This is a genomic window from Fervidibacillus halotolerans, from assembly GCF_026547205.1.
Lineage (GTDB): Bacteria > Bacillota > Bacilli > Bacillales > Caldibacillaceae > Fervidibacillus > Fervidibacillus halotolerans.
On sequence record NZ_CP106877.1, the window covers coordinates 2,023,253 to 2,045,975 of the forward strand.

The 22,723-nt window shown below is 35.0% G+C and carries 14 protein-coding genes and 1 pseudogene; 4 read left to right on the top strand and 11 right to left on the bottom strand.

The window, feature by feature from the left end; translation table 11 throughout:
• Nucleotides 1-88: 88 nt before the first annotated feature.
• The 6 genes from OE105_RS09740 to OE105_RS09760 all read right to left on the bottom strand — a co-directional run bounded on the left by OE105_RS09740 (nucleotide 89) and on the right by OE105_RS09760 (nucleotide 14,114).
• Nucleotides 89-1,720 carry a peptide ABC transporter substrate-binding protein gene (locus OE105_RS09740; RefSeq protein ID WP_275419991.1) on the bottom strand — a complete coding sequence of 544 codons (1,632 nt, stop codon included), beginning with the start codon at nucleotides 1,718-1,720 and terminating at the stop codon, nucleotides 89-91.
• A gap of 475 nt (nucleotides 1,721-2,195) precedes the next feature.
• Nucleotides 2,196-3,101, bottom strand: a complete 906-nt coding sequence (locus OE105_RS13870; protein ID WP_338030903.1) for a histidine kinase — start codon at nucleotides 3,099-3,101, stop codon at nucleotides 2,196-2,198.
• Nucleotides 3,056-5,317 (bottom strand): hybrid sensor histidine kinase/response regulator, encoded by a 2,262-nt coding sequence (locus OE105_RS09745; RefSeq protein WP_338030904.1) that lies wholly within the window; start codon nucleotides 5,315-5,317, stop codon nucleotides 3,056-3,058. The genes OE105_RS13870 and OE105_RS09745 overlap by 46 nt, the downstream gene beginning before the upstream one ends.
• Nucleotides 5,318-5,479: 162 nt before the next feature.
• Nucleotides 5,480-6,607, bottom strand: coding sequence for a response regulator (locus tag OE105_RS09750; RefSeq protein ID WP_275419992.1), 1,128 nt, complete (start codon nucleotides 6,605-6,607; stop codon nucleotides 5,480-5,482).
• A 523-nt stretch (nucleotides 6,608-7,130) separates the two neighbouring features.
• On the bottom strand, nucleotides 7,131-11,459 hold the full coding sequence (locus tag OE105_RS09755; RefSeq protein WP_275419993.1) for a SpaA isopeptide-forming pilin-related protein: 4,329 nt from the start codon (nucleotides 11,457-11,459) through the stop codon (nucleotides 7,131-7,133).
• A gap of 759 nt (nucleotides 11,460-12,218) precedes the next feature.
• Nucleotides 12,219-14,114, bottom strand: a complete 1,896-nt coding sequence (locus tag OE105_RS09760; RefSeq protein ID WP_275419994.1) for a PrkA family serine protein kinase — start codon at nucleotides 14,112-14,114, stop codon at nucleotides 12,219-12,221.
• A gap of 566 nt (nucleotides 14,115-14,680) precedes the next feature.
• Between OE105_RS09760 and OE105_RS09765 the strand changes: the two genes are divergently transcribed.
• The 3 genes from OE105_RS09765 (at nucleotide 14,681) to OE105_RS09775 (ending at nucleotide 16,946) form a co-directional block, all read left to right on the top strand.
• Nucleotides 14,681-15,364 (top strand): restriction endonuclease, encoded by a 684-nt coding sequence (locus OE105_RS09765; RefSeq protein WP_275419995.1) that lies wholly within the window; start codon nucleotides 14,681-14,683, stop codon nucleotides 15,362-15,364.
• Nucleotides 15,365-15,434: 70 nt separating this feature from the next.
• A complete protein-coding gene (locus OE105_RS09770; protein WP_275419996.1) occupies nucleotides 15,435-16,214 on the top strand; it encodes a recombinase family protein in 780 nt (259 codons plus the stop codon).
• A 363-nt stretch (nucleotides 16,215-16,577) separates the two neighbouring features.
• Complete coding sequence (locus tag OE105_RS09775) at nucleotides 16,578-16,946, top strand: VOC family protein (protein ID WP_275419997.1); 369 nt, start codon at nucleotides 16,578-16,580, stop codon at nucleotides 16,944-16,946.
• A 74-nt stretch (nucleotides 16,947-17,020) separates the two neighbouring features.
• Here OE105_RS09775 and OE105_RS09780 read toward each other — a convergent pair whose 3' ends face one another.
• Both OE105_RS09780 and OE105_RS13950 read right to left on the bottom strand, forming a co-directional pair.
• Nucleotides 17,021-17,710, bottom strand: a complete 690-nt coding sequence (locus tag OE105_RS09780) for a DNA/RNA helicase domain-containing protein (RefSeq protein ID WP_275419998.1) — start codon at nucleotides 17,708-17,710, stop codon at nucleotides 17,021-17,023.
• Nucleotides 17,703-17,885 carry an nSTAND3 domain-containing NTPase gene (locus OE105_RS13950; RefSeq protein ID WP_420842519.1) on the bottom strand — a complete coding sequence of 61 codons (183 nt, stop codon included), beginning with the start codon at nucleotides 17,883-17,885 and terminating at the stop codon, nucleotides 17,703-17,705. The genes OE105_RS09780 and OE105_RS13950 overlap by 8 nt, the downstream gene beginning before the upstream one ends.
• 78 nt (nucleotides 17,886-17,963) lie before the next feature.
• Here OE105_RS13950 and OE105_RS13955 point away from each other — a divergent pair, with 78 nt between their 5' ends.
• On the top strand, nucleotides 17,964-18,362 hold the full coding sequence (locus OE105_RS13955; RefSeq protein WP_420842520.1) for a recombinase zinc ribbon domain-containing protein: 399 nt from the start codon (nucleotides 17,964-17,966) through the stop codon (nucleotides 18,360-18,362).
• A 1,116-nt stretch (nucleotides 18,363-19,478) separates the two neighbouring features.
• Here the strand turns inward: OE105_RS13955 and OE105_RS09785 are convergent.
• The 3 genes and pseudogenes from OE105_RS09785 to tnpA form a co-directional block, all read right to left on the bottom strand.
• Nucleotides 19,479-20,792, bottom strand: coding sequence for a transposase (locus tag OE105_RS09785; protein ID WP_015865126.1), 1,314 nt, complete (start codon nucleotides 20,790-20,792; stop codon nucleotides 19,479-19,481).
• Nucleotides 20,793-21,101: 309 nt separating this feature from the next.
• Nucleotides 21,102-22,211 (bottom strand): annotated as a pseudogene (locus OE105_RS09790) (RNA-guided endonuclease InsQ/TnpB family protein).
• A 12-nt stretch (nucleotides 22,212-22,223) separates the two neighbouring features.
• Nucleotides 22,224-22,622: an IS200/IS605 family transposase gene (tnpA, locus tag OE105_RS09795; RefSeq protein WP_275419999.1), complete on the bottom strand. Its 399-nt coding sequence runs from the start codon at nucleotides 22,620-22,622 to the stop codon at nucleotides 22,224-22,226.
• Nucleotides 22,623-22,723: the final 101 nt, after the last annotated feature.

Here is a 22,723-nt window from a genome sequence, read left to right on the forward strand (position 1 = left end):
TGTAACACCTCCAACATAATTTAAGTATGGGTATATGGTTTTCTCCACATACCCATACTGTGAAAAATGGATATAATTTATTTCTTAATTATTCGAAGTAAGCCCACTTCAATTGAACGTCTCCAAGACCAGAGATTGCAACATCCTTTAAGTTATCCGGTTGTAACCATGCATTTGTATAGAAATAAATTGGAGCGACTGGCATTTCATCGATGAAGATTTCTTCAGCTTGTTTTAACATTTGCATACGGACATCAGGATCTCTTTCTTCTTGTGAGTCGAGCAATAATTGTTTGAACTCAGCGTTTTCCCATCTCGTATCGTTATTTCCTCCATCCTTTTCACGGAATAATTCGAGGAAGTTGATCGGATCGTTAAAGTCACCGAGCCAACCCATACGTCCAATCATAAAGTCGCCATTGTGAAGTTTTTCAATATATACAGCCCATTCTTCGTTTTCCAATTCAGTTTCAACACCAAGATTTTTTCTCCACATATCTTGAATCGCTTGAGCGATTTTTTGATGGGCTTCACTTGTATTGTAAGAAATCGTAATAGTTGGAAGTTCTGATACATCCTTATATCCTAACTCTTCCAAACCTTCTTGCAATAACTTTTTCGCTTCTTCTAAATTGTTATCTTTATAATATCCGTCTTCATTTTCTTGGAACATGCTAGGCGGTACAGCTGCCATCGCAGGGATTTGTCCCGCTTGTAAAATATTATCGGTAATCGCTTGCCGGTTAATTGCGTAACTAAATGCTTTCCGAATTTTCACATTGTTAAATGGTTCAACTTCTGTATTAAATTTGTACCAATAAACACCTGCAATTGGTTTAATATTTAAATCTCCATCTTTCTTCAATTGTGGAATCGCATCGGTTGGAAGTGCGGAGAACGGAGCACCTGCCCAATCCAATTCACCTTTTTGGAACATGGATAATTCGGTGTTTTCATCATCGATCATATGCATATCGATTTTTTCTAATTTTACATTATCCTTATCCCAGTACTGATCATTTTTAACTAATTCAATTTTCGTTCTGTGCTCCCAACTAGCCATTTTAAACGGTCCATTGGAAACATAGTCTTCACCAGCATTTTTATACCAATCCGGATTTGCTTCAGCAATCTTACTATTGACTGGCAAATACGTATAAAATGCTGTCAATTCCAAAAAGTATGGTGTTGGTTGCTCCAATGTAACTTCTAACGTCTTTTCATCGATTGCCTTTACGCCAACTTCATCTAAGCTTACTTTGCCTTCGTTAGCTGCGGCACCGTTTTTCAAATAATACAATTGATATGCATATTGGGATTCATTAGCAGGGTCCAAAGCCCATTTCCAGGCGTATTCAAAGTCTTGAGCGATTACAGGATCCCCGTTTGACCATTTTGCATCACGCAATGTAAATGTATAAACCGTTCCGTCTTCAGAAACTTGAATATCTTCAGCCATAGCATTTTCCGGTTCACCATTTAGACCAATTCGCGTTAATCCTTCAAAGGTATTCCTTAAAACAGATCCAGAGGTACTGTCATTGGCCAATCCTGGATGTAATGAAAATGGTTCGGTTTTAATGTTTACACGAAGATATTGTTCCGTCTTTCCAGAATCTCCAGAACCTTCATCACCATTATCTTTTCCATCGCCACAGGCTGCCAAAATCATACTTGCCGCCAACAAAATAACAAGCAGTAATGAAAAACGTTTTTTCACATTGTTCCCCCCTATTGTTTTTTTTTTCTGAAATCTCCGAATAAGAAAGAAGATTTATAAATTCCATTATAACCTTCTTTCATTTTTTTGAAATACTTTTTATACTTTATTTAAATAATTTAGGAAAAATGATTTTACCATTATTACGTCCTTTTTAACAACTTAAATCGTTTTAATTCGTGTTTTTTACACTATTACTCCGGATTTTGTGCAGCTGCATTTTTAAATAATTGATTTTTTAATAAAATAATTATTTTTTATGGGAATATATATTTTTTATTTTGTTAATTTATTTTTTATTACATAGTTTTTACAACATCTAGTTTTTTCATTGTTGGTCAAATAAACCTGTGTAATTTTTTCCATATTTTTCACTTTACAATTAAAAAAAAACTGAACCCCGTTTTATTTCTCGAGGTTCAGCCCTTTAATTTTGAACGCCCACAATCCTATTGTATGTCATATTCTTTATTCACTAATTCGTTTTCGGAGATATTTGATGAACAGTAAATGAAATAGTTGTCCCATGTCCAACCTTACTTTGAATGTGAAGACCCGAGCCAAAATGCTGTTTTAATCTTCGATCAGTATTGATCAATCCTACACCTGATTTCGTATCCAATCGATTTTCTATCAAAATTTTGCGTATTTTTTCCTCATCCATGCCAACCCCATCATCCATTACAGATATTTTTGCCATGTTTATGTCACCGATAATCTGAATAATAAGCTTGCCACCCTTAATCCGTTTCATAAGGCCATGGCGAATCGCATTTTCAACTAATGGTTGGATGGATAAGAAAGGGACTTTTAGATCATTGCATTGTTCATCGATCATCCATTGGACTTTTAATCGATCTCCAAAGCGTACCTGTTCAATATATAGGTAAGAACGTACCATATTTAATTCCTCTTCGATTGGAATGAGTACATCCATATTTTTAAATTGAAATTTATTTCTTAAAAAGTAACTAAAATTTCCGAGCAAATCACGCATTTTTTCCAGGTCGATTTCGCTTAATGCAATGACTGAATTTAACGTATTGAAAATAAAATGGGGTTGAATTTGTGCATGAAGCCAAGATGATTCCAACTGTAAGTGCTGTCGAACATTTCGTTTAACCATCGTAAGCGTTTCAATTCGTGCACGAAGTTCCAACGGTTCGACCGGTTTTGTTACATAATCATTTGCACCAGCCAAAAATCCACTTTGAATGTTTTTCGGTTGACTCCTCGCGGTAAGTAGTAATATAGGAAGTTCGGTAAGGGTAAATCTTTTACGAATAATTTGGGTCAATTCGTAACCAGACATATTTGGCATCATCACATCCGAAATCACCAAGTCCCAATCTTTATCACATCCGAAATCACCAAGTCCCAATCTTTTTCATCTAATATGGTCAAAGCCTCACTTCCACTTGTTACCATTGTCACATCATATTCCTTCTGAGGAAGAATTGCTTCAAATACTTGAAGATTCACTGGATCATCCTCTACCACTAATATAACTGGACGATGGGAATCCACCTTCATATTTGACGATTTTTCCCGAAGAGATTCGTTTACTTCTGATTTTTTCTTTTGAGCTGTTGGCACTGATTGTCCAATTGACCCAATGGCAGGAAGATTTTCAAGCCGTTCCTTCGCCTTCTGGTTTGCAAGTTCTACAGAAAATGTAAAGTCCGAACCTTTTCCGATTTCCGAATGTACTTCTAATTTTCCTCCATGAAGTTCAACCAACTGCTTTGTTATATTTAAACCTAATCCAAATCCTCCTTCTACCATCGTTTGATTCCTATTTGCCTGCTCATAAGGAAGAAAAACGCGTTTCAGCATCTCATCATCGATTCCAATTCCGGTATCAGAGACGGTAATGTATGCCCGATTATTTTTTTCCTTTGCTCGAATAATAACTTCACCTTCATTTGTATATTTCACCGCATTATGAAGCAGGTTGAAAAAAATTTGTATTATTCTATTTTCATCTGCAAGAACGGGGGAAAAGTCCTTTGGTATTTGATTGATAATTTTTACATGTTTCACATCTACCATTAACTGTAACATGTCGATTACTCCATTTGCGATTGGTTGTATGGTAATTACCTTTTTTTGGAGACGAGGTTTCCCTTCTTGCAAGCTCATTAAATCGAGTAAATCATTTAATAAATAATTCATCCGGTTTCCAACGGATAAAATTGTTTCCAATTCTTTTATGCTTCTTTCATGGAGTAAGTCCCTGTCTCGATTTATTACCGATTGGGTCATATTTAAAATCCCGTGTAAAGGATTTTTAAATTCGTGAGATGTATTTGCTAAAAATTGATCCTTTTGACGGTTCATCCGATGTAACGTAGCAGCAAGATCCTTCGTATTCGCATGGATTTCAAAGTAATTTTTAAACCATATGGACACTAAAAAACCGATCGTTAATAATAGGTCAAATGGATAATGAACAACACTAACTCCATTTTCTCGCCATATTAATGTCCAAACTAAATGGTGAATGAATGCAAGTCCAGATAAAATTAGGAAAAGATATTTATTTACATCTTTACGAAATTTGTTTAATAAAACCGTTCCCGATATTGCCACAGAAATCAAAACGAATAAATAGATGATAGGAAAAATGAGCATAATCTGGGTTGGTGATAAAAAGATGATGATAAATGCGGTGCTTAAATTAACGATCAAAAAAATCAAGGAAATTTTCCGCCAAAACGGAAGTTGTCTATGCTCTGTACTTTCCAACAATGCATAACTTCCGATTAAGGCTGTAGCATTTGCCAATCGAAAATCCCATTCATATCCAATATGAAAAAACTGGTGAAATAGTTTTTCATCACTGCTGAGGGAGTTTCCCAGTGAGGCACAAAACATAAGAAGGGAAAAATATAACAACCTCTTATCCCGGTTGCCTAAAAAATACAAAATAAGTGCATAAATGGCATGAATGAGGAACATAACTGTAGTCAACAGCTGCATAGAAAAGGACCATTTCGTTTCTTTAGCAATTGCTTCCTCAAAACCGAATTTGATTGACCGAGCAATTCCGCTATCCCGAATATCTTCAAAATTGGCTACTTGAATCACAATGTCAATAACCCCATTTGAATCAGCCGTAAACGTTGTGGAATAGGGTAAGTTTTTCGCAACATATTCATTTTTATTTTTTCCAACTTGTCCTGATTTTGCCAATAAACGTCCATTAACATATACTTCAGACGAACTTCGTACACTAGGGATATACATACTATAATTTCGATCTATTTTCGAATCAACGTAAATACGTAAGCGGTAAGAAGCATATCCGAAAGGGGATTCAAGTAAATCATTCCATTTTCCAGGTACTTGAACATATGAATGGATTTCTTCTGATACTGGTCTATCATCCATCAATAATCGATTCGGATAAATCTCCCATTCCCCATCTAATAAAACGACCTTTCCTCCAAGATCATCCCAATGACGTAAATCTAACTGTCCCTTTTCAATCGGTAGCTGCTTTTGATTTGAAAAAAGTTCTACCCATTGTATTCGTAGACTCGATAAGCTACAGATGAACAGAGCAATAATCAATATAATATTTCTATTTTTCATAAATATTTAGCGGGTAGATTCCGCTCAGTTAATCCCCCTTTACAATCGCTTACGTATAGGATTGCATTCATAAGCAATTCATTTTATCATCTAAAAAATCAACATCCCACGAGTAAGGCAAATGAAAGGCATCAAGACGTTTATGGAATAGATTAACGGTATCTATTTCTTTTTTAACTTCCAATTTCGATACCACTTTTCAATCGAATGATTTGGCTTTTCATCGTATTCATCTTCAAGCATTTTTCGTAAAAAATTGTATTGTTTTTCTACAGAGTTATCATCCCCTAATAAATCGTATAATTTCATTAACATAATATAGCTTTGTTCCCTATATGGATGGAGCATTTGTTCACTCTGATGTAATAAAATGGCATCCGTATAATTTTTTTTCGAAATATAATATTCCGATATTTGTTTTTGATAATGATGCCATAAAATTCTTAGCCTTTCCCGCTCTTGTTCCGCCCAATGATATCCATCTTCAGATAAATAATCTCCTTGATATAAAGACATCGTCTTGATCACATTGGATACGTTAGCATCTGTTTCCAAATTCAATTCACTCATTCCCTTTTCCCACAAATCCACATCGAGTTTGACATCATTTAGTTCGAGCATATAACTATTATCAAAACTGGAAATTGTTATATTCATATTGATAGATGCCAATGTTTTCCGAATTTGATAAATGGTAATGTATAGTTGGGAATATCCTTTTTTTTCATCAAATTCCGGCCATAATAATTCCAGTAAAATACCCTTTCGTACGGGACGTTCTCTATGTTGGATGAAAAAAGCAAACAATTCCCGAGCCTTCGATGTTCGCCAACGAACGTCAAGAAAATCGGAACTCGTTAAGGATTTTTTAAAACGTAATGATTGAAAACAACAGACCATTCCTGAAGAATCGGATGGAAGATCGTCTATTTGAATCCTTTTCCTTAATCGACGTACCGTCTCTTCCAGCCTTTTCCTTTGAACGGGTTTAACGATGTAATCAACAGCATCCAAATCGAAGGCTTTTACTGCATATTCATCATAAGCAGTGACAAAAACGATAATCACATCAGGGTAAACTCGTTGAAGCCGTTCAGCAAATGCAATTCCATTTAGTTCGGGCATATTGATGTCAATAAAAACAACATCTGGTCGTTCTTGAATCGACGCATTTAACCCATCGAGTGGATGGCTAAATTTCCCAACAATAGCAATGTTTCCGATACTTTCCAACAACTTTTCCATATGATGTAAAGCTAAAACTTCATCATCCACTAAAATAACTCTCAACCTAATCCCCCTTAAGAACTTAACTTGATTGCTAAATCACCCTTTTCCCATTTCCAAAGAAATTATTTTTGAATCCATACTTAATACGATAGCAATGAACTTTATCGGTGGAAAAAGCCGCTTTAAGCAAAGAATAGGTATAAACTATTCGATCGAGAATAAGCGTTATCTATACAACTTTTTTTATTTGATGCAATCTGTAGTCTAATTGCTTAAAGATTTTCGTATATACGAATAAATTTGCATATGGGCACATTATACCATAAATCACTTTGTTTATATTCAAGGAAAATATCGAAAAAATTAGAAATTTCTACTGATTTTTTAAACAAACACATTTAATTTAAATCGATTAAAACGTAACCTCTTTCTTTTTCAATTGAAATCTCTATTTTCAGTATGTATGAATATTTTTACCTATAAATAAATTAGGGAACCCCATAAAATCTCATTGCGTAAAAATCGATTTGGTGGTTCCCTAAAATGGTAAGTTATGCCGAAATTTATTCCGGGATCAGATTGTTTATTCTTTTTGTCTTCTTCTAATGTTCAAAAGGATCAAACCAACGAGTAGGAAAATCAAGCCAATTGCTAGACCATTGAAAAAGTTTGTAGCCGTATCGGGAAGACTTGTTTCTTCTGAGTGTTTTACCGGCCCATTCGTTTCATTTGAATCAGTAGGAGGCTTTTCTCCATCTTTATCTTGTATTTTCCCATTTGTCACTTGGATTTCAATGGTTTCTTGACCTAATTCAATAGTAAATTTGATCGGCGTTTGATTTAATTCATAACCGTCCGGTGCTTTTGTTTCAACGAATTGATAAGTTCCTGGTTTTAATTGGTGAACGACAATTTTCCCATCTTGATCTGTCTTGAATTCTCCTTGCACTTTCTGTCCATTCGTTGATTGCAATTCGAATACTGCACCTTCCAATACGACAGATTGATCATCTTGATCTACTTTTATTAATTGGACTGAACCAGTTGATAATTCATTAAATGCCGTTACCAAAACGGGGTTCGTTTGACCTTTTTCTATTGTAAATTCGATTGGCGTCGGATCCAGATCATATCCAAAAGATGCCTTTGTTTCCACAAATTGATATTGTCCTGGTCGCAAACGATCGACAATCAATTTTCCGTCCATATCCGTAGTCAATCCCGTTTGAAGGACGATACCTTCTGTTGTTTGTAATTGATATTCTACATCGGATAGAAGGAGCGAATGATTATCCTGATCTACTTTTGTCAATTGGACAGAACCAAGTTGAATTGCATTATAAGCTGTAACTTGAAGCGGTTCTTTCTGTCCTCTAACAATCTCGAATTTGATTGGTGTTACATCCAGTTCGTAATATTCCGGTGCCTTCGTTTCAACAAACTGATATTTACCTGGTCGCAAATCGTTAACGACGATTTTCCCTTCTTCATTTGTTGTTAATCCTTCCTCTAGCACTGTACCATTTTCATCTTGCAACATATATTCAGCGTCTGATAATACGATATTCGGGTCGTCTTGATCTACTTTTGTTAATTCAACAGAACCGAGGATGATTTGATTATCAGCTGTAATTTTTGTTACTTCCGTTTGATTTTGAATAATTGTAAACGGAATCGGTTCTGAGTTAATAGAATATCCATTTGGTGCCTCTATTTCAATAAATTGATAATCTCCTGCTTCTAACTCATCTTGATAAATAATCCCATTTTCATCGGTTGTAAGTTCGGCTACTTTTTCGTATTGATTTCCGACCTTCCGTTGCAATTCAAATACGGCATCTGCCAACGTTTCGTTCGTTTCCCCGTCTATTTTCATTAATTGTACAGCTTGAACGATTTTTTCATTTTCTACTGTAATCTCTTCATTCTGTGAATCAATCGTGACGGTTTGACTGTCTTGGATACCAACAACATAACTTTCGGGTGCGCTTTCCTCTTTTAATAAATAGTCGTTATATAACAAATTCTTGAATATGACTTTCCCATCTTCACCGGTCGTTAAAGTTCGAATGGCAATTTCCCCATCCTTATCATAAAGGGTAAATGTTGCCCCCTTTAGTACATCCTTTGTGGTGGCATCTACTTTTGTCACTTCTAGATTTCCCGTCTCACCGCTTCCAGTACCTGAACCGCCGGTAAGTTTTACGATGATTTTTTCATTCGATTCCGTTTTTTCAGTCGTAATCTGTTCCCCCTCAAAGACCGTTTTGTTCGTTACCTCATCGCCATCTTGTGCGTTAATATAGGACTGGTATTCTAATATATAAGCCGCATCAATGTCATTTAAGAACTTTAATTCAAAAGTTTGTTTTCCTTCTTCATCTGTATTTATATCAAGGGTGTAATCTTTGCCACGTTGTAATTCATTTTCATCGTCCTTTGTCACGTTGCCATTTTCAGATATGTTTGTTCCGTACAGATGAAAGGAATTTTCCAGCAAAATTTGATTTGTACTCGGTTCATCATACAATATCGCATTGGAAACCTTTGATTGCCCAAAATTGATATCGACTGTCCAATCGATGACTTTACCGTTTTGCGTACCCGTTTTATCCGTATATTCTCCACCGTGGGATACCGAAACGGTAGCATTCAGGCTTGTTAAAGGCTCACTTCCATCGAAAAGTAAGGCTGTGTTCGAATATTCCTTTTGAATCAATTGGTCTTGGAGACTTGTTTTGTACGTAATTAAGTAGGCTGTATCAATTGGATTTTTGAAGTGAATTTCAAAACCTGGATTCCCTTCTTCATCTTCTACTTCTTTAATCGTAAAATCTTCATTACGTATTCGTTCATCGCCTTTTTCAACCCCGTTAGCCGAACCCGTTAAATTCATTTCAAAAACTTGAATGGAACCTTCTACGAACGTTTGATTCCCTTCAATATAGTCAATTACCTTGGCCTGATCGATGTTCTTCAGATTGTAATTGATGCCTACTTCCCAAGTAATTTCTTTCGTAATCGCATTGTACGACCCGTTTTTATATCCGTTATTTTTCGTATATTGGTCTGGTTTAAATTGCGCAGTCGCTTCTTTTTGTTGTGCGTCACCGAACTCATCCGTCCAATTCATCATGACTTTATTTTTAAAAGCTTGATTCGTATTTTCCCGTGCTTCACTATTAAACGTTGTTTCGTATTCAATATTATATTGAACTGAAATCTCTTTTAAAAACGTTATTTGAAACCCATTACCGTCTGCGTTTACAGTTAAAGTGTAGTCGGTACCTTCCTCCAATTGTTCCCCACTCGCCGATTTAATCGTAAGCGTTTCAGGAAGGAATGTAAGGCCTTTATTCGTAAATTCGTCCGATAATATGACATTTTTCATCGAATACTCATCTTTATTAAACGAAATTTTCCATGTAGTCGTTTTTGTTTCGTAATTCGTATTTGGATATTTCGAATCATTCGTCTTTGTTAAAATTTGTTGGTAAATCCACCGTGAACCATTCGCATTGATTCCTTCTTCTGATGTTACGCTATTCGTTATTTTTTCATTTCCGAATACACGGTCAATGGTTTTTGTTTGATAAACGATTTTATAAGCAGCATCGATAGCTTCATTAAATTGAAGTTCAAATCCATTTTTCTCCGTAGTCGATGTCGGTGTTACCGTATAATTGTGAAATTCAACGGGATCCTTTGCATCTCCATTTTCATCGATGGTGACTTGGTACACTTTGAATGTTCCGTCAATCAGTTCTTGGGAATCATTGAACAAGTCTGTTAGTTTCGCTTGATCTTTAGAAAGCTGTTTTTCATTATAGTTGTATTGAATTTCCCACGTGATCGTTTGCGTTTTTGAATCATATTTTGTCGATTTTTTTGATAAAGGGGTGCCACGACTGACCGATACGGATGCACCGGCAGATTGTTCCATATCGTCACCAATCAACGTCGCTTCATTAAGATAACTTTTTCCATCTTCATCGGTAATATCCGTCGTAAAGGTGACTCGATAAGCTGAATCAATCTCTTCGGATGTAAATCGAAGTTGAAAATCTTCTCCAGTATCGGTTTTTTCAATGACATATTCGCTCGGATCAACCAAATCACCTTGTTCCACACTGCCGTCCAACTGAACATCGAGTTTATATACATGAATGGAATCCGCTTGTAATTGTTGACCGTCTTGAATCGGATCTCGAAGTACAGCGTTTTTTATTGTTTTCAATTGTTTGTTAAAATCCACTGTCCAATTGATGGTCGTTGCGTTATATGTCTTATCCGGAGTCCCAGTTTTGTCAATTTCAGATCCTGGTTTTGGCTGAAACTGTACAGGGATAGTAATGAAGTGGTCATCTGTAAATGAAAATACAATGTCTTGTTGAACAGACCCTTTCCAATCGGTCGTAAATTCTGTCCATAATTTAAGATTACCTTTAATATTTGAACGTTTTTCGATCTCTTCATTAAACGTCATTGTGACCGTCCCGTCTGTTTTGACTGTAAATGTTCCAATATCGATTGGACCAAAGGTTAATTTTTCGTCTTCAACATCGTTATATACTTTAAATATTTCCGGAAGTTGAAAGGTGAACGTTGAACCCGCGTGATAGCTATGGTTATTTTCAAGCTGATAGGCATATTCGATTTCTACTGCTGAACCTAGGCTTGGATGATTATCTGGATTTTGGTTAATATCGATTATGTCTCCATTTTTATCCTTCATTATCACGTTCGTCATAATATTTTCTGTAATTTCCGCCCCAGTGGTACCCTCTGTCTGCTTAACAGAATCAGAACCCAGTTCTTCGGCATGAATGGATAACGGATTGAAAAAAGCACTAAAACTCGTTTGAAAGAAAAAAAGAATTAATAGGGTAATGTACCCGGTTTTTTTTCTCATTGATCTATCTCCTTCTATCAATCATTTTTGGTTCCACACATATTCCATCATTGCATTTACCCTTTAATTTTTCTTCAACCCCTCTCCATTCCGACATCTAAGGGAATTCATTTTCTCTCGCATACGTAAGTTGAAAAATTTGTGATCTGCATTTGGGGAAAAATCTTGAGGTGGTCTTTTCTATTTCAACATGTTTCAACGGTTGTTGAATTTTTTGAAGAAATATTGACAATAGAAAAATTATGGAGAGAATTAGGTTCATGAGACGTACCTAACGATTTTCTTTGTTGCATCCCATTCCCGAAAGACCATTATAGTAGATGCACCTTTACAAATTCTATACAACCGGATGAATATTTCCTGATAATGGGATTCAATCTGGCAATATCTTTTGGTAGATATTTCGCATAACGACTGATAAGTACTAAGATAAATGGGTTTACGAATTGGATTATTTTTTTATTCGAATGCTATTACAGTTTGATTACCTTTTCACTTGTGCATTGACAATTAGATTTTTCAAATAATTATCAAAATCCAATTTTTCCATTTCACACGCGACTTCTTTAGAAAATTTCTTTTTGTTTCTTTTAACCAATGGTTCTTTTAATCTTTTTTGAAGTGAAATCTTCAAGATAAATCTTTTCCTGTACAGTTTGATTCATACATTTTTTGTTGTTACTTGAATAAAATAGCTTTTTGTAATCAAAAAAAGAGCCGACCGAGTTTTTCTAGTAACCCGGTTTCGACTCTTTTTTATTACCGATTCAGTAAGCTACCTACATAGCGTAACAGTTCATTTGCGGATGTGGAATTGTATCCGTATTCATCGATTAGGCGAGCGACAACTTCATTGATTTTTTTCAATTGTTGTTCATCTGGTGTTTTTGTGGACGTTGTAATTTTTACGACATCTTTTAGATCAGCAAACAGTTTTTTCTGGATGGCTTCCCTGAGCCGATCGTGGGAATTGTAATCGAATCGTTTCCCTTTCCTTGCAAATGCGGAGATGCGAATTAAAATTTCTTCCCGGAAAGCCTTTTTCGCATTTTCAGAAATACCGATTTGTTCTTCAATGGAACGCATTAATTTTTCATCCGGATTAATTTCTTCCCCGGTTAACGGATCCCGTAATTTCGTCTTATTACAGTAGGCTTCCACATTGTCTAGGTAATTGTCCATCAACGTTTTCGCAGATTCCTCATACGAGTAAACAAAAGCCTTTTGCACTTCCTTTTTCGCAATTTCGTCGTATTCCTTTCGAGCGAGGGAAATGTAATTTAAATATTTTTCCTTTAATTCTTCCGTAATGGACGGATGTTGATCTAAACCGTCCTTTAAGGAGCGAAGAACATCGAGGGCATTGATTGAATTTGTTTCTTTTCGTATTATCGTCGATGAAATGCGATTAATGACATATCTCGGATCAATGCCACTCATTCCTTCGTCTGGATGTTCCTTTTTTAATTCTTCCACGTCGATGGAGCTAAACCCCTCCACACTTTCCCCATCGTACAGACGCATTTTTTTAATTAAATCGATATCCGCCCGTTTCGGTTCCTTCAGTCTCGTTAAAATCGTAAACATCGCAGCCACCCGTAACGTATGGGGAGCGATATGCACATGGCTAACATCACTTTGACGAATCATTTTTTCATAAATTCTTTCTTCTTCCGAGACTTTCAAATTATACGGAATCGGCATGACGATAATTCTCGAATGAAGGGCTTCGTTTTTCTTGTTGGAGATGAACGAACGATATTCTGCTTCATTCGTATGGGCTATAATTAATTCATCAGCAGAGATTAACGCGAACCGACCAGCCTTGAAATTTCCTTCTTGGGTAAGGGATAAAAGATGCCATAAAAACTTTTCATCACTTTTTAACATTTCTTGAAACTCCATCATGCCCCGATTCGCTTTGTTTAATTCTCCATCAAACCGGTACGCCCGAGGATCCGATTCCGACCCGTATTCGGCAATGGTGGAAAAATCGATACTTCCTGTTAAATCTGCGATATCTTGGGACTTTGGATCCGAAGGGCTAAACGTACCAATACCGACCCTCCGATCTTCCGAGAAAAAGATCCGTTCCACTAAAACGTCCTCAATCCGGCCACCATATTCCTCCTCTAACCGCATCATATTTAGTGGGGACAAATTCCCTTCAATTCGAATGCCATATTCCTTATAAAAATCGTCACGCAGATGGTTTGGAATGAGGTGTAGAGGGTCTTCATGCATGGGGCAGTCCTTGATGGCATAGACTGCTCCCCGATCGGTTCGGGAGTAGGCTTCCAAACCTCGTTTTAAAAGGGTTACTAACGTGGATTTTCCTCCACTAACAGGGCCCATCAACAATAAAATTCGCTTGCGAACATCGAGTCGTTTCGCAGCCGGATGAAAATATTCTTCCACCAACCGCTCCAATGCGTCTTCCAATCCGAACAACTCGTGGCTAAAAAAGCGGTACACTTTACCGTTTTCAGTCTGCTCTACACCCGCATTTTTAATCATATTATATATACGGGAATGGGCAGACTGGGCTACCCAAGGCTTCTCCTTCACAATTTCCAAATACTCGGCGAATGTACCAACCCACTTCAGTTTTTCCTCTTCTTCCCGATACTTCGCAATTTTATCCAAAATCCCCATTGAACGGAATCCCCCTTTTTAAAATGTTCACTTCCTCCACATGAATGACTCCGTTTTATTCATAAACAATCTATACGTATAAATATATGAATTTCCATAAAAAAAATGTTTAAATCAGCCATGAAAATAGCGAAAAAGAAAATCCATCGTTAAAGTGAAGGTTTCAATCCATTTGCAATACATCACTGTCCACATCATTTCTACACCTTTTTAAAAAATGTAAAATAGTGGAAATTAAAGGTAGGGAAGTTCCATGGAGATGTTTTATTCGCTTATCCCTTTGTAAACTGAACTTTCATGTAATCGTCCCTTAAAAATAAAGATGATAAGTGGAAGAGTAGTATTTATGAAAAAGAGCTACTCTTCCAACTCTCATATACATTAGAACGAATATACTTGAAGTCAGGTTTATTTTTTGATTACTTAATAATAAATCCTTAATTTCTATTTGTTTAAGATTAATATTTACTTCCCTAAAGCTGTAACATAATATCGGAATTTTTCATCACTAAACTTTATATTTCATATCTGATTATATTTATGAAGGCAAAGCATGGTGAAAAAAAGTGACGAAAGATGTGAAAAAACTACTAGAACAAGTACTCACTTTCACTTTTATCATTTTTAGTTTTTATATCTGGAAAACATATTTTCATGATTTATGGTGGATGTTTTTCGTATTATTGATCATCGCCGGAACGCTTCCTTCAATGATCCTTAGTTTTGTTCCTACAAAAAAGACGAATAAAAAAACAAATAGAAAATCTACTACAAATAAAAAGAAACCGTCTACAGCGAAAAAACAAACCGTTACGGGAAATTGTAATGATCGTAAAAGTATTGACAATCTCCTTACTTGCGATTTGAAAAAATTATCCGGTGATGATTTTGAAAAATTATGTTATTTATATTTCAAGGCGCATTATAAAGAAGTGGAACAAACAAAACGTACGAAAGATAAAGGTGTTGACATTATTTTCAAGGATAAAGATGGTTTTAAAGTTGCTGTTCAAGTAAAACATCGATATGTTTCAAAGAATAATGTCACGGTAAGAGAAATTAACGAGTTAAATGGTGCTCGTCGAAACCATCGATGTCAAAAGGCTTTATTTATTACGTCTGCTGGATATACAAGAGATGCTTTAAGACTTGCGGATGAACAGCATATTAAAACGTATGGTTACGAATGGGTGGAAAATAAAATTTTAAAATGGAGAATGAAAGAAGCAAAGAGAAGAAAGTTAATTTAATCGGAGGGTAAAGTACCCCACCTTGTTTTTGGGATACTTTTTTTAAACAACACAAAATATCACCAAATTATTGAATAAATACGGTGTCAAAGCGAAAAAAGGAGCAATATGGAGTGATTTTTCCGTCCGCTTTATTTTAAGAAATCCGATTTATTCGGGAAAAAATCGATGGAATTGGCGTTCTCCTGTAAAAAGAAAAGCCTATACGGGAGCAGAAATTATCAAAGAAATCGATCAAGAAGGGTTTGAACCGATTATATCGGAGGAATTGTTCCGGGAAACAGAAAAACGAATGAAAGAACGAAGCTATATGGCGTTTCGATCCGATAACTACTATCCCTTTTCCGGTGTTGCCAAATGTGCAAAGTGTGGACATAGCTATACTGGACCATTTAAAAAAAGGAGATCCAGAACAATCTATCGTTTTTATAAATGTGCTGGGAGATGCAAATTTGGTATATGCGATAGTCAAGTTGTTGTTGAGGAATCAATCGAAAACGCCTTACTGGGTATGTTAGAATTGGCTAAAACGGAATTAGAATTCGAGGACAAAAATTATTATCCGACCGTTGATAAAAATGAAATTGAAAAACAACTGGAGAAAATCAAAGAAAAGAAAGAACGAACGAAAGACTTATATATTGATGGCGATCTAACGAAAGATCAATACAAAAAGCGTCTTGAAATATTTCAAGAGGAAGAAAAAGAACTCCTTTCCCTTTTAAACAAGGTGGATGAGGATGCAAATATCGAGGAAATAAAAGAAATCTTACAAAACATAAAAAACGAATGGCATAACATGAGTTACGAATCAAAAAACACGCCATCCATTCCATTTTTCAAAGTTTAATGATTGAAATCGTCGAAAACTCAAAACATGGGCGCTATCCAACACCTGCCATTGTAAAAATTATGGGACTGTCCGAAAAGTAAGAAATCACCAAATACTAGTAAAACAGAAATGTTGATATATTAAAGTTTTGTAATATTAAAAGGGGCATTCAGAAGTCAAAAATACGACTTTCTGGACAGCCCCGACAACCCCAATTTTTCTTGGGATGTTGAAAAATAAACTCAATTCTTTAAATCTTATTAATTATTTTTAAACACTCTTCAAGTAATTAAGGGTTGTTATATATAATTAAAATTGATATTTTGTAATTCTTATGTTATTTTGAAATTGTTAAAACCAATAAAGGAGTGGATTAGTATAATGTCATTTGATTTAAGAAAAATTGATCATGTACAACTAGCCGGACCGAAAGGTTGTGAAGATCAAGCGAGGAAATTTTTTGTTGACATTCTAAACTTTGAGGAAGAAGAGAAGCCAGAAACACTAAAATCCAGAGGGGGAGTTTGGTTTAAAAAGGGGGATATTCATATACATATAGGTATAGAAGACCCATTTACTCCCGCAAAAAAGGCCCATCCTGCATTTGAGGTCAAAAATATTGAAAAATTGAAATCCCATTTAATTGAAAATGAAATTAAAATTATTGTCGATGATAAGTTACCAGGTGCTTCAAGATTCTATACTTCGGATCCATTTGGAAATAGGTTAGAGTTCTTGGAATGGTTATAGAAATATGTAAAAAAGTTTTATGTTGTAAGATGTATTTCTTATAATAATTACATATAATTTTTCTCTGGCTCTTGTTATATTTTGAAATAACATCTTATCGAGTTTATATTGAGGTGATCCTGAGGGTCTTGTTGAATCAATCTTACAATTTTGTAGAAAAAATAATTATTAATGACAACCGCAACATTATCGAACTCTTGCCCGATTACCTCATGAGCATTAAAATCGTAATCAGATTGATAACTATCGTAAGGGAGAACGTTATATATGGATGAAGTATAATTAAGTACCTGCCACCCGTTATTTTTAAGTACATCACAAAACATTTTAACATCCTTAGCTTTTGTAAAATATTGAAGATAGAAATTTTTATATTCAATGTTGGGATTTATTTTATTTTTATCAAACAAATTTTGGACAAAAGCACTTAATTCTTTATTTGTACGGATCTTACCTTTTAAATGATATATTTTATATTGGTCCCCTATAGAATCTATCCATTTTTCAATTTTTCCTTTATTTTCGTATTCCCCCAAAAATTGATTCGGATCATAAGAAAAAATACATTTAGCAGATTTATCTTGCAAAACGCTTAATATTTTTTCCATTTGGTTAGAATATGTTCGTTGTGCTTCGTCAAAAATGATAAAATCGATTGAGTTTATTTTTTCTGTATCATTATTAATAAAATTCTTCACAAAATCTTTTATTGAATAAATTTTCCAACCATATTCGTTTTTAAGTTTGTAATGTCCATTAGACAATTTTCCGTTGTGAATAATGACTACATTTTTTTCCTTTTATGTATTCATGTGCAATGTTATAAGTTAATAAGGTTTTTCCAGTGCCAGGATTACCTTTGATAAGAACATATTTAATTTCATTTTGATTCAGCAAAGAAACAATGTCTTTTTTTATTTCTTTTTGATTTCCATTCAAAAAATATTGTTCCTTTATATGCTTGGTAGAATGATAATAAATTAATTGAGCGCATGCACCATTCCTCCAAAATCATTATTGTCAAGAATTAATATAAATTTTCAATCAATATTTTACCTAGATTTATATCCCTTTTCCGGTGTTGCCAAATGTGCAAAGTGTGGACATAGCTATACTGGACCATTTAAAAAAAGGAGATCCAGAACAATCTATCGTTTTTATAAATGTGCTGGGAGATGCAAATTTGGTATATGCGATAGTCCAGTTGTTGCCGAGGAATCAATCGAAAACGCCTTACTGGGTATGTTAGAATTGGCTAAAACGGAATTAGAATTCGAGGACAAAAATTATTATCCGACCGTTGATAAAAATGAAATTGAAAAACAATACGAAAATCTGCATCACCATCCATTCCGGACTTGCGCAACAGCTCTAAAAGTGACATTCTATCTCATAGAAGCCACGGTCACGAAATAACCGGAAAGAGTTTGAAAGAAGAAATATTATTTATGGACGAAACTCCGAATTTCTTGTTCCAAAGCTCAAAAGAGTAATAACTTATTTTTTATCTTTTTCCTCAAATTTCTCAAGTACATCGTAAAGACGCAAGAATGGAAAAATTCCAATCATTAATACTAGCAAATATAAAAGATTCTTTTCGGGAAATAAATAGTTAACAACATAGGAATAGGACGAAAGAAAAAGTACAAGTATTATATATTTTAAAAATGTTTTCACAGTCTCCGCCTCTTAATTATAAATCGCTATCCATCCATTATTAGGTTTTTTATCTCTCTTGTCTAGTTATTTTGCAATTTTCGTGTATATTCTAAGTAATTCATAGCAACATAAACGATAAACCAGGAAAATAAGAGAAAATACAGAGAGAAGGACATTTTCAAACCAAATCCGATCAAATCCAGTTAGTTTCTATTTTTCTCCTAAGAAAAATTGAGTTAATTTTTTTGCAGTTATGAGAGGAATAATAATGAAACTCATGATAATAATAAACATAGTAAGTAATTGCACACCAGATGGCTCAATAAACCAAATTGGAAAAAGATAAGTATGAATCAAATCGAGGAACAAATAGAAGAAAGACAGAGAAACAATAAAAAACAACCAAAAAGCAATGACCCTTTTATTCATGAAATCCCCCTCTATTCAAATAAGTTATTTTAAACTTCTTAGTTGAATCCCTTCAATATTTTTCATATTCCACTTTGAATCAGTGAGAAGATGTTCGTACAAGATATATTTTTTTGAACGAAACGCTGAGTTTCTAGTTCCAAACTAATAAATAGTAATAAATTGTTATTCTTGATCTTGATTTTTGGTCAAATATTTCTCAATTATATCGTAAATTGAGAAAAATAGCATACCTCCAATAATTAATACAGCTATGAAGAGTATATTTCAAAGTTTTTCGTCAAAATAGGGATTTTCAAATTATCCACAGTTGGTAAAATTTTCCAGTTACTTTCCTTCTAAAATTTTTAAAAACTAGTCCTATTAATGCGATTTTTCTATAAAGTTGTGGATAACTTGCTTTTTACTCCCTATTCATCACACCCTTCTGCTATAATAGAATTGTTAGGTATATGTAAACCTAACCTGTATTTTTTTACATTTTTTCAAATCCTCGACTGTTATAATGCGGGTTCGGATCGCTTCTAACAGCTTCGAGGATATTTCTTTTGCTGACTTTTTCAGCTGCTTCAAAAGTTTTGACCCATATTTATATAGTTGAACAAGGATATCAGCTATTTGAACAAGTAAGTAATGATTTTTCAGTGCATTGTAATTATGACAATTCACATGTTCAATTTCATACCAACCATTTTTCTGGTTATTAAAACCCTCATTTTCTATTTTCCAGCGTCTTCGACCTGCCTGAACAAGTATTTCTGCATTCCTTTCAGTTATTCGAAAGTTTGTAATAAACAGAAACTCCTGTTTTTTCTCATTCTCAGTTACTTTTACTTTTTCCACAAGATTTACCAAACGATCGTTATAAGCAATATCATTGACCCAGAAATATTCTGAGCTTTTACCATTCGTTTCTAAAGATTGGATTGCTCTGAATTCTTGAGAAACCGTTTTAATCCGATCTTCTTTGAACCGGAAAATATATTTCCAATTGTGTTTATCACAAATTTCAAATACTGGTTCACAAGCATAAAGGCTATCTGCGATAAGACAAATAGGAAGACGTTTAAATGTTTTCTTTAATTTATCGACTAGCCTCATAAAAGCTTTTAACTCACAATCCTGCTTTGGAACATTTTCTGACTCATTTTCTATAAATTCTGTAGCGATGCTAAGAACCATATCTCCTACCACAAGCTTGGCTTCTAGAACATGGTGCATATATGCCACTTTTGTTTCTCCGGTTTCCTTATCCTTGTATTCCCTTCTCAGACAATGTTCACAGTGTTTTTCCTTAAATGTATGGATACCTGTCCCATCGAAAACAATTGGCCAATATTTATTTAGAATCCGGAAGGATTCTAAGCATCTTTTTTCAAAAAGTTTTTTGATTAGATAAATCCTTATGGTTTCAAGCTCTTTTGGCTCCAACTTTGCTAAAAAGTCATTAATTGTATCATAATGCGGGAGCTCGTTGAGCTCTTTCAAACCCAAAACTACTCGAATATTTTCGATACATTCATCCTTATTAAACAATTCGGTCATACTTCTCATTGATTTGATTCCAAATACACTTTTAAGAAGAATGGTGTAAAGGATTGTTTCTGGACCATAGGTAATGTAGCTTTGATGCCTTTTATCTTTTACTTTTTTTAGTTGATCTACCAAGTCTTTAAAGAAATGATTTTGAATCTTAACGAAGTCGAAGAAAAAGTTTTGGTTTTTTTCTCTTTCTCTTTTTTCTTTCCTTGTTAACATTCACAAATCCCCCTTAAATCTTGATAAATCCAGATAAATTATCGCATATTTATCAAAATTTGGGGGCTAGAAGCTCAATTTATCTCGAAGAATTTTTACTCCTCAGAGCTGTAATTAATACGATCAAATGTAAAAGATTTCTTTCTGGGAAAAAATAATTAACACCATAGAGATATGAGCCTATAATTAATATGGGTGACATACTCCCACCACCTACGCTTCGCTTAGAGGTGGAGGCTTCTCGGGTAATCCCATCTCATGATGGGATTACCCGAGCGATCCCCGTGTGCCCCACGGTTCGAGGACAAATTAGACTATCGCTAATCGTTTCATGCCCTCATGTTTGATATTGATTGCTGCATTGACGTCCCTGTCGCTTTTGAATCCACATTCACAGCGGAATGTACGCTCAGAAAGCGATAGCAACTCCCTGACTTGACCGCAACACGAACACGTTTTGGATGAGGGAAACTATTTGTCGATTTTGATCAGTTTCTTCCCCTGTTCTTCCAATTTGTACTGAAGGAAAGAGGTGAACATGCCCCAGCCGTTGTCATGAACGCTTTGACCGAAATGGAGGGCTTGTGACATCCCTTTCATGTTGAGGTCTTCGATGACCACGCAATCATAATGTTTCGCTAATTTGTGCGACTCCTTATGCAGAAAGTCTTTTCGTTGATTCGAAATTTTTTCATGTAGCTTTGCAACTTTCAAACGCTGTTTGTGCCAACGGTTGGAACCTTTCTTTCTGCGTGATAGAATGCGCTGTTCCTTTGCTAATGTTTCCAATGCTTTACGATAGAATCGAGGATAATTGGCTCTCTTACCCTCGCTATCGACATACAACGTGTTCATGGAAAAATCTAAGCCAACAACCGTTTGCACTTCTTTTGATACAGGTTGATGTTCGTACTCTGTAAGAATAGAAATATCGTATTTTCCTGTTTTTGTTTTCGTGATCGTACAAGCTTTGATGATATGGTGGACAGGAATCTCCCGATGTTGCTTGAACTTGACCCATTTCAGTTTGGGTAACTTGATATAGCCATCTGAAAGCTTAATGTTGCCATTGACCACATTTGTCGTGTACGACTGTTTCGCCTTGCGGTTTTTGAACTTTGGAAATCCAGCACAACCGGAAAAGAAATTTTGAAACGCTTTCTGCAAATTCAATTGGGCGTTTGCCAGCGCAAGGCTATCCACTTCTTTAAGCCAAGGAAACTCCTTTTTGTACTTGGCAGGGGTCGGAAATATTTGTTTTTTCAAAGCTTCTTTGTCGTCTTTGAACTTTTCATAAATTTGTATGCGTTCTTCAAGCATTTTGTTGTAAACGAAACGGACACAACCAAAGGTTTTGGCGAGCAGTTGTTCTTGTTCTTTTGTTGGGTACAGACGGAACTGATAGGCTTTGTTTACCATATCGACACCCCATCACTTCATACCTTGATTTTCTATATATTTTTTTATTCCTTCAATGGGTGCACCACCCGTTGTAAGCAGGCAAAAGCTTCTTGACCAAAAATATTCTTTCCACAGCTTTCTTTTCACTTGTGGAAAATGCTTTTTGATCAGTCGAGAACTTGCACTTTTATAGGCATTGATGAACTTTGACAGTTCGCTATTCGGATGTGCTTTGAACAAAATATGCACATGGTCCATATCGTGATTCCATTCGACTAAGGAAATATTGTAATTTTTACCCAGTCTCACAAACATATCTTTCGCATAGTCAGATATGGTATCATCAATCACTGGTCTGCGATATTTTACAACCAGAACAAGATGATAATACAACGAGAACACTGAATGGTTATTATTATCTAATTTCATTGGTAAAACAGCCTTTCATTTTTATAATACTGATTATATCATAATACAAAAAAGAGACAACTTATACCTACGCCTAACCGAAATTCATCTCCCACTTTCAC

Bases quoted from the DNA above. Each gene is read 5' to 3' on its own strand.
- OE105_RS09745 (WP_338030904.1), bottom strand. From the start codon at position 5,317: ATGAAAAATAGAAATATTATATTGATTATTGCTCTGTTCATCTGTAGC.
- OE105_RS09755 (WP_275419993.1), bottom strand. From the start codon at position 11,459: ATGAGAAAAAAAACCGGGTACATTACCCTATTAATTCTTTTTTTCTTT.
- OE105_RS09760 (WP_275419994.1), bottom strand. From the start codon at position 14,114: ATGGGGATTTTGGATAAAATTGCGAAGTATCGGGAAGAAGAGGAAAAA.
- OE105_RS09775 (WP_275419997.1), top strand. From the start codon at position 16,578: ATGTCATTTGATTTAAGAAAAATTGATCATGTACAACTAGCCGGACCG.
- OE105_RS09785 (WP_015865126.1), bottom strand. From the start codon at position 20,792: ATGTTAACAAGGAAAGAAAAAAGAGAAAGAGAAAAAAACCAAAACTTT.
- tnpA (WP_275419999.1), bottom strand. From the start codon at position 22,622: ATGAAATTAGATAATAATAACCATTCAGTGTTCTCGTTGTATTATCAT.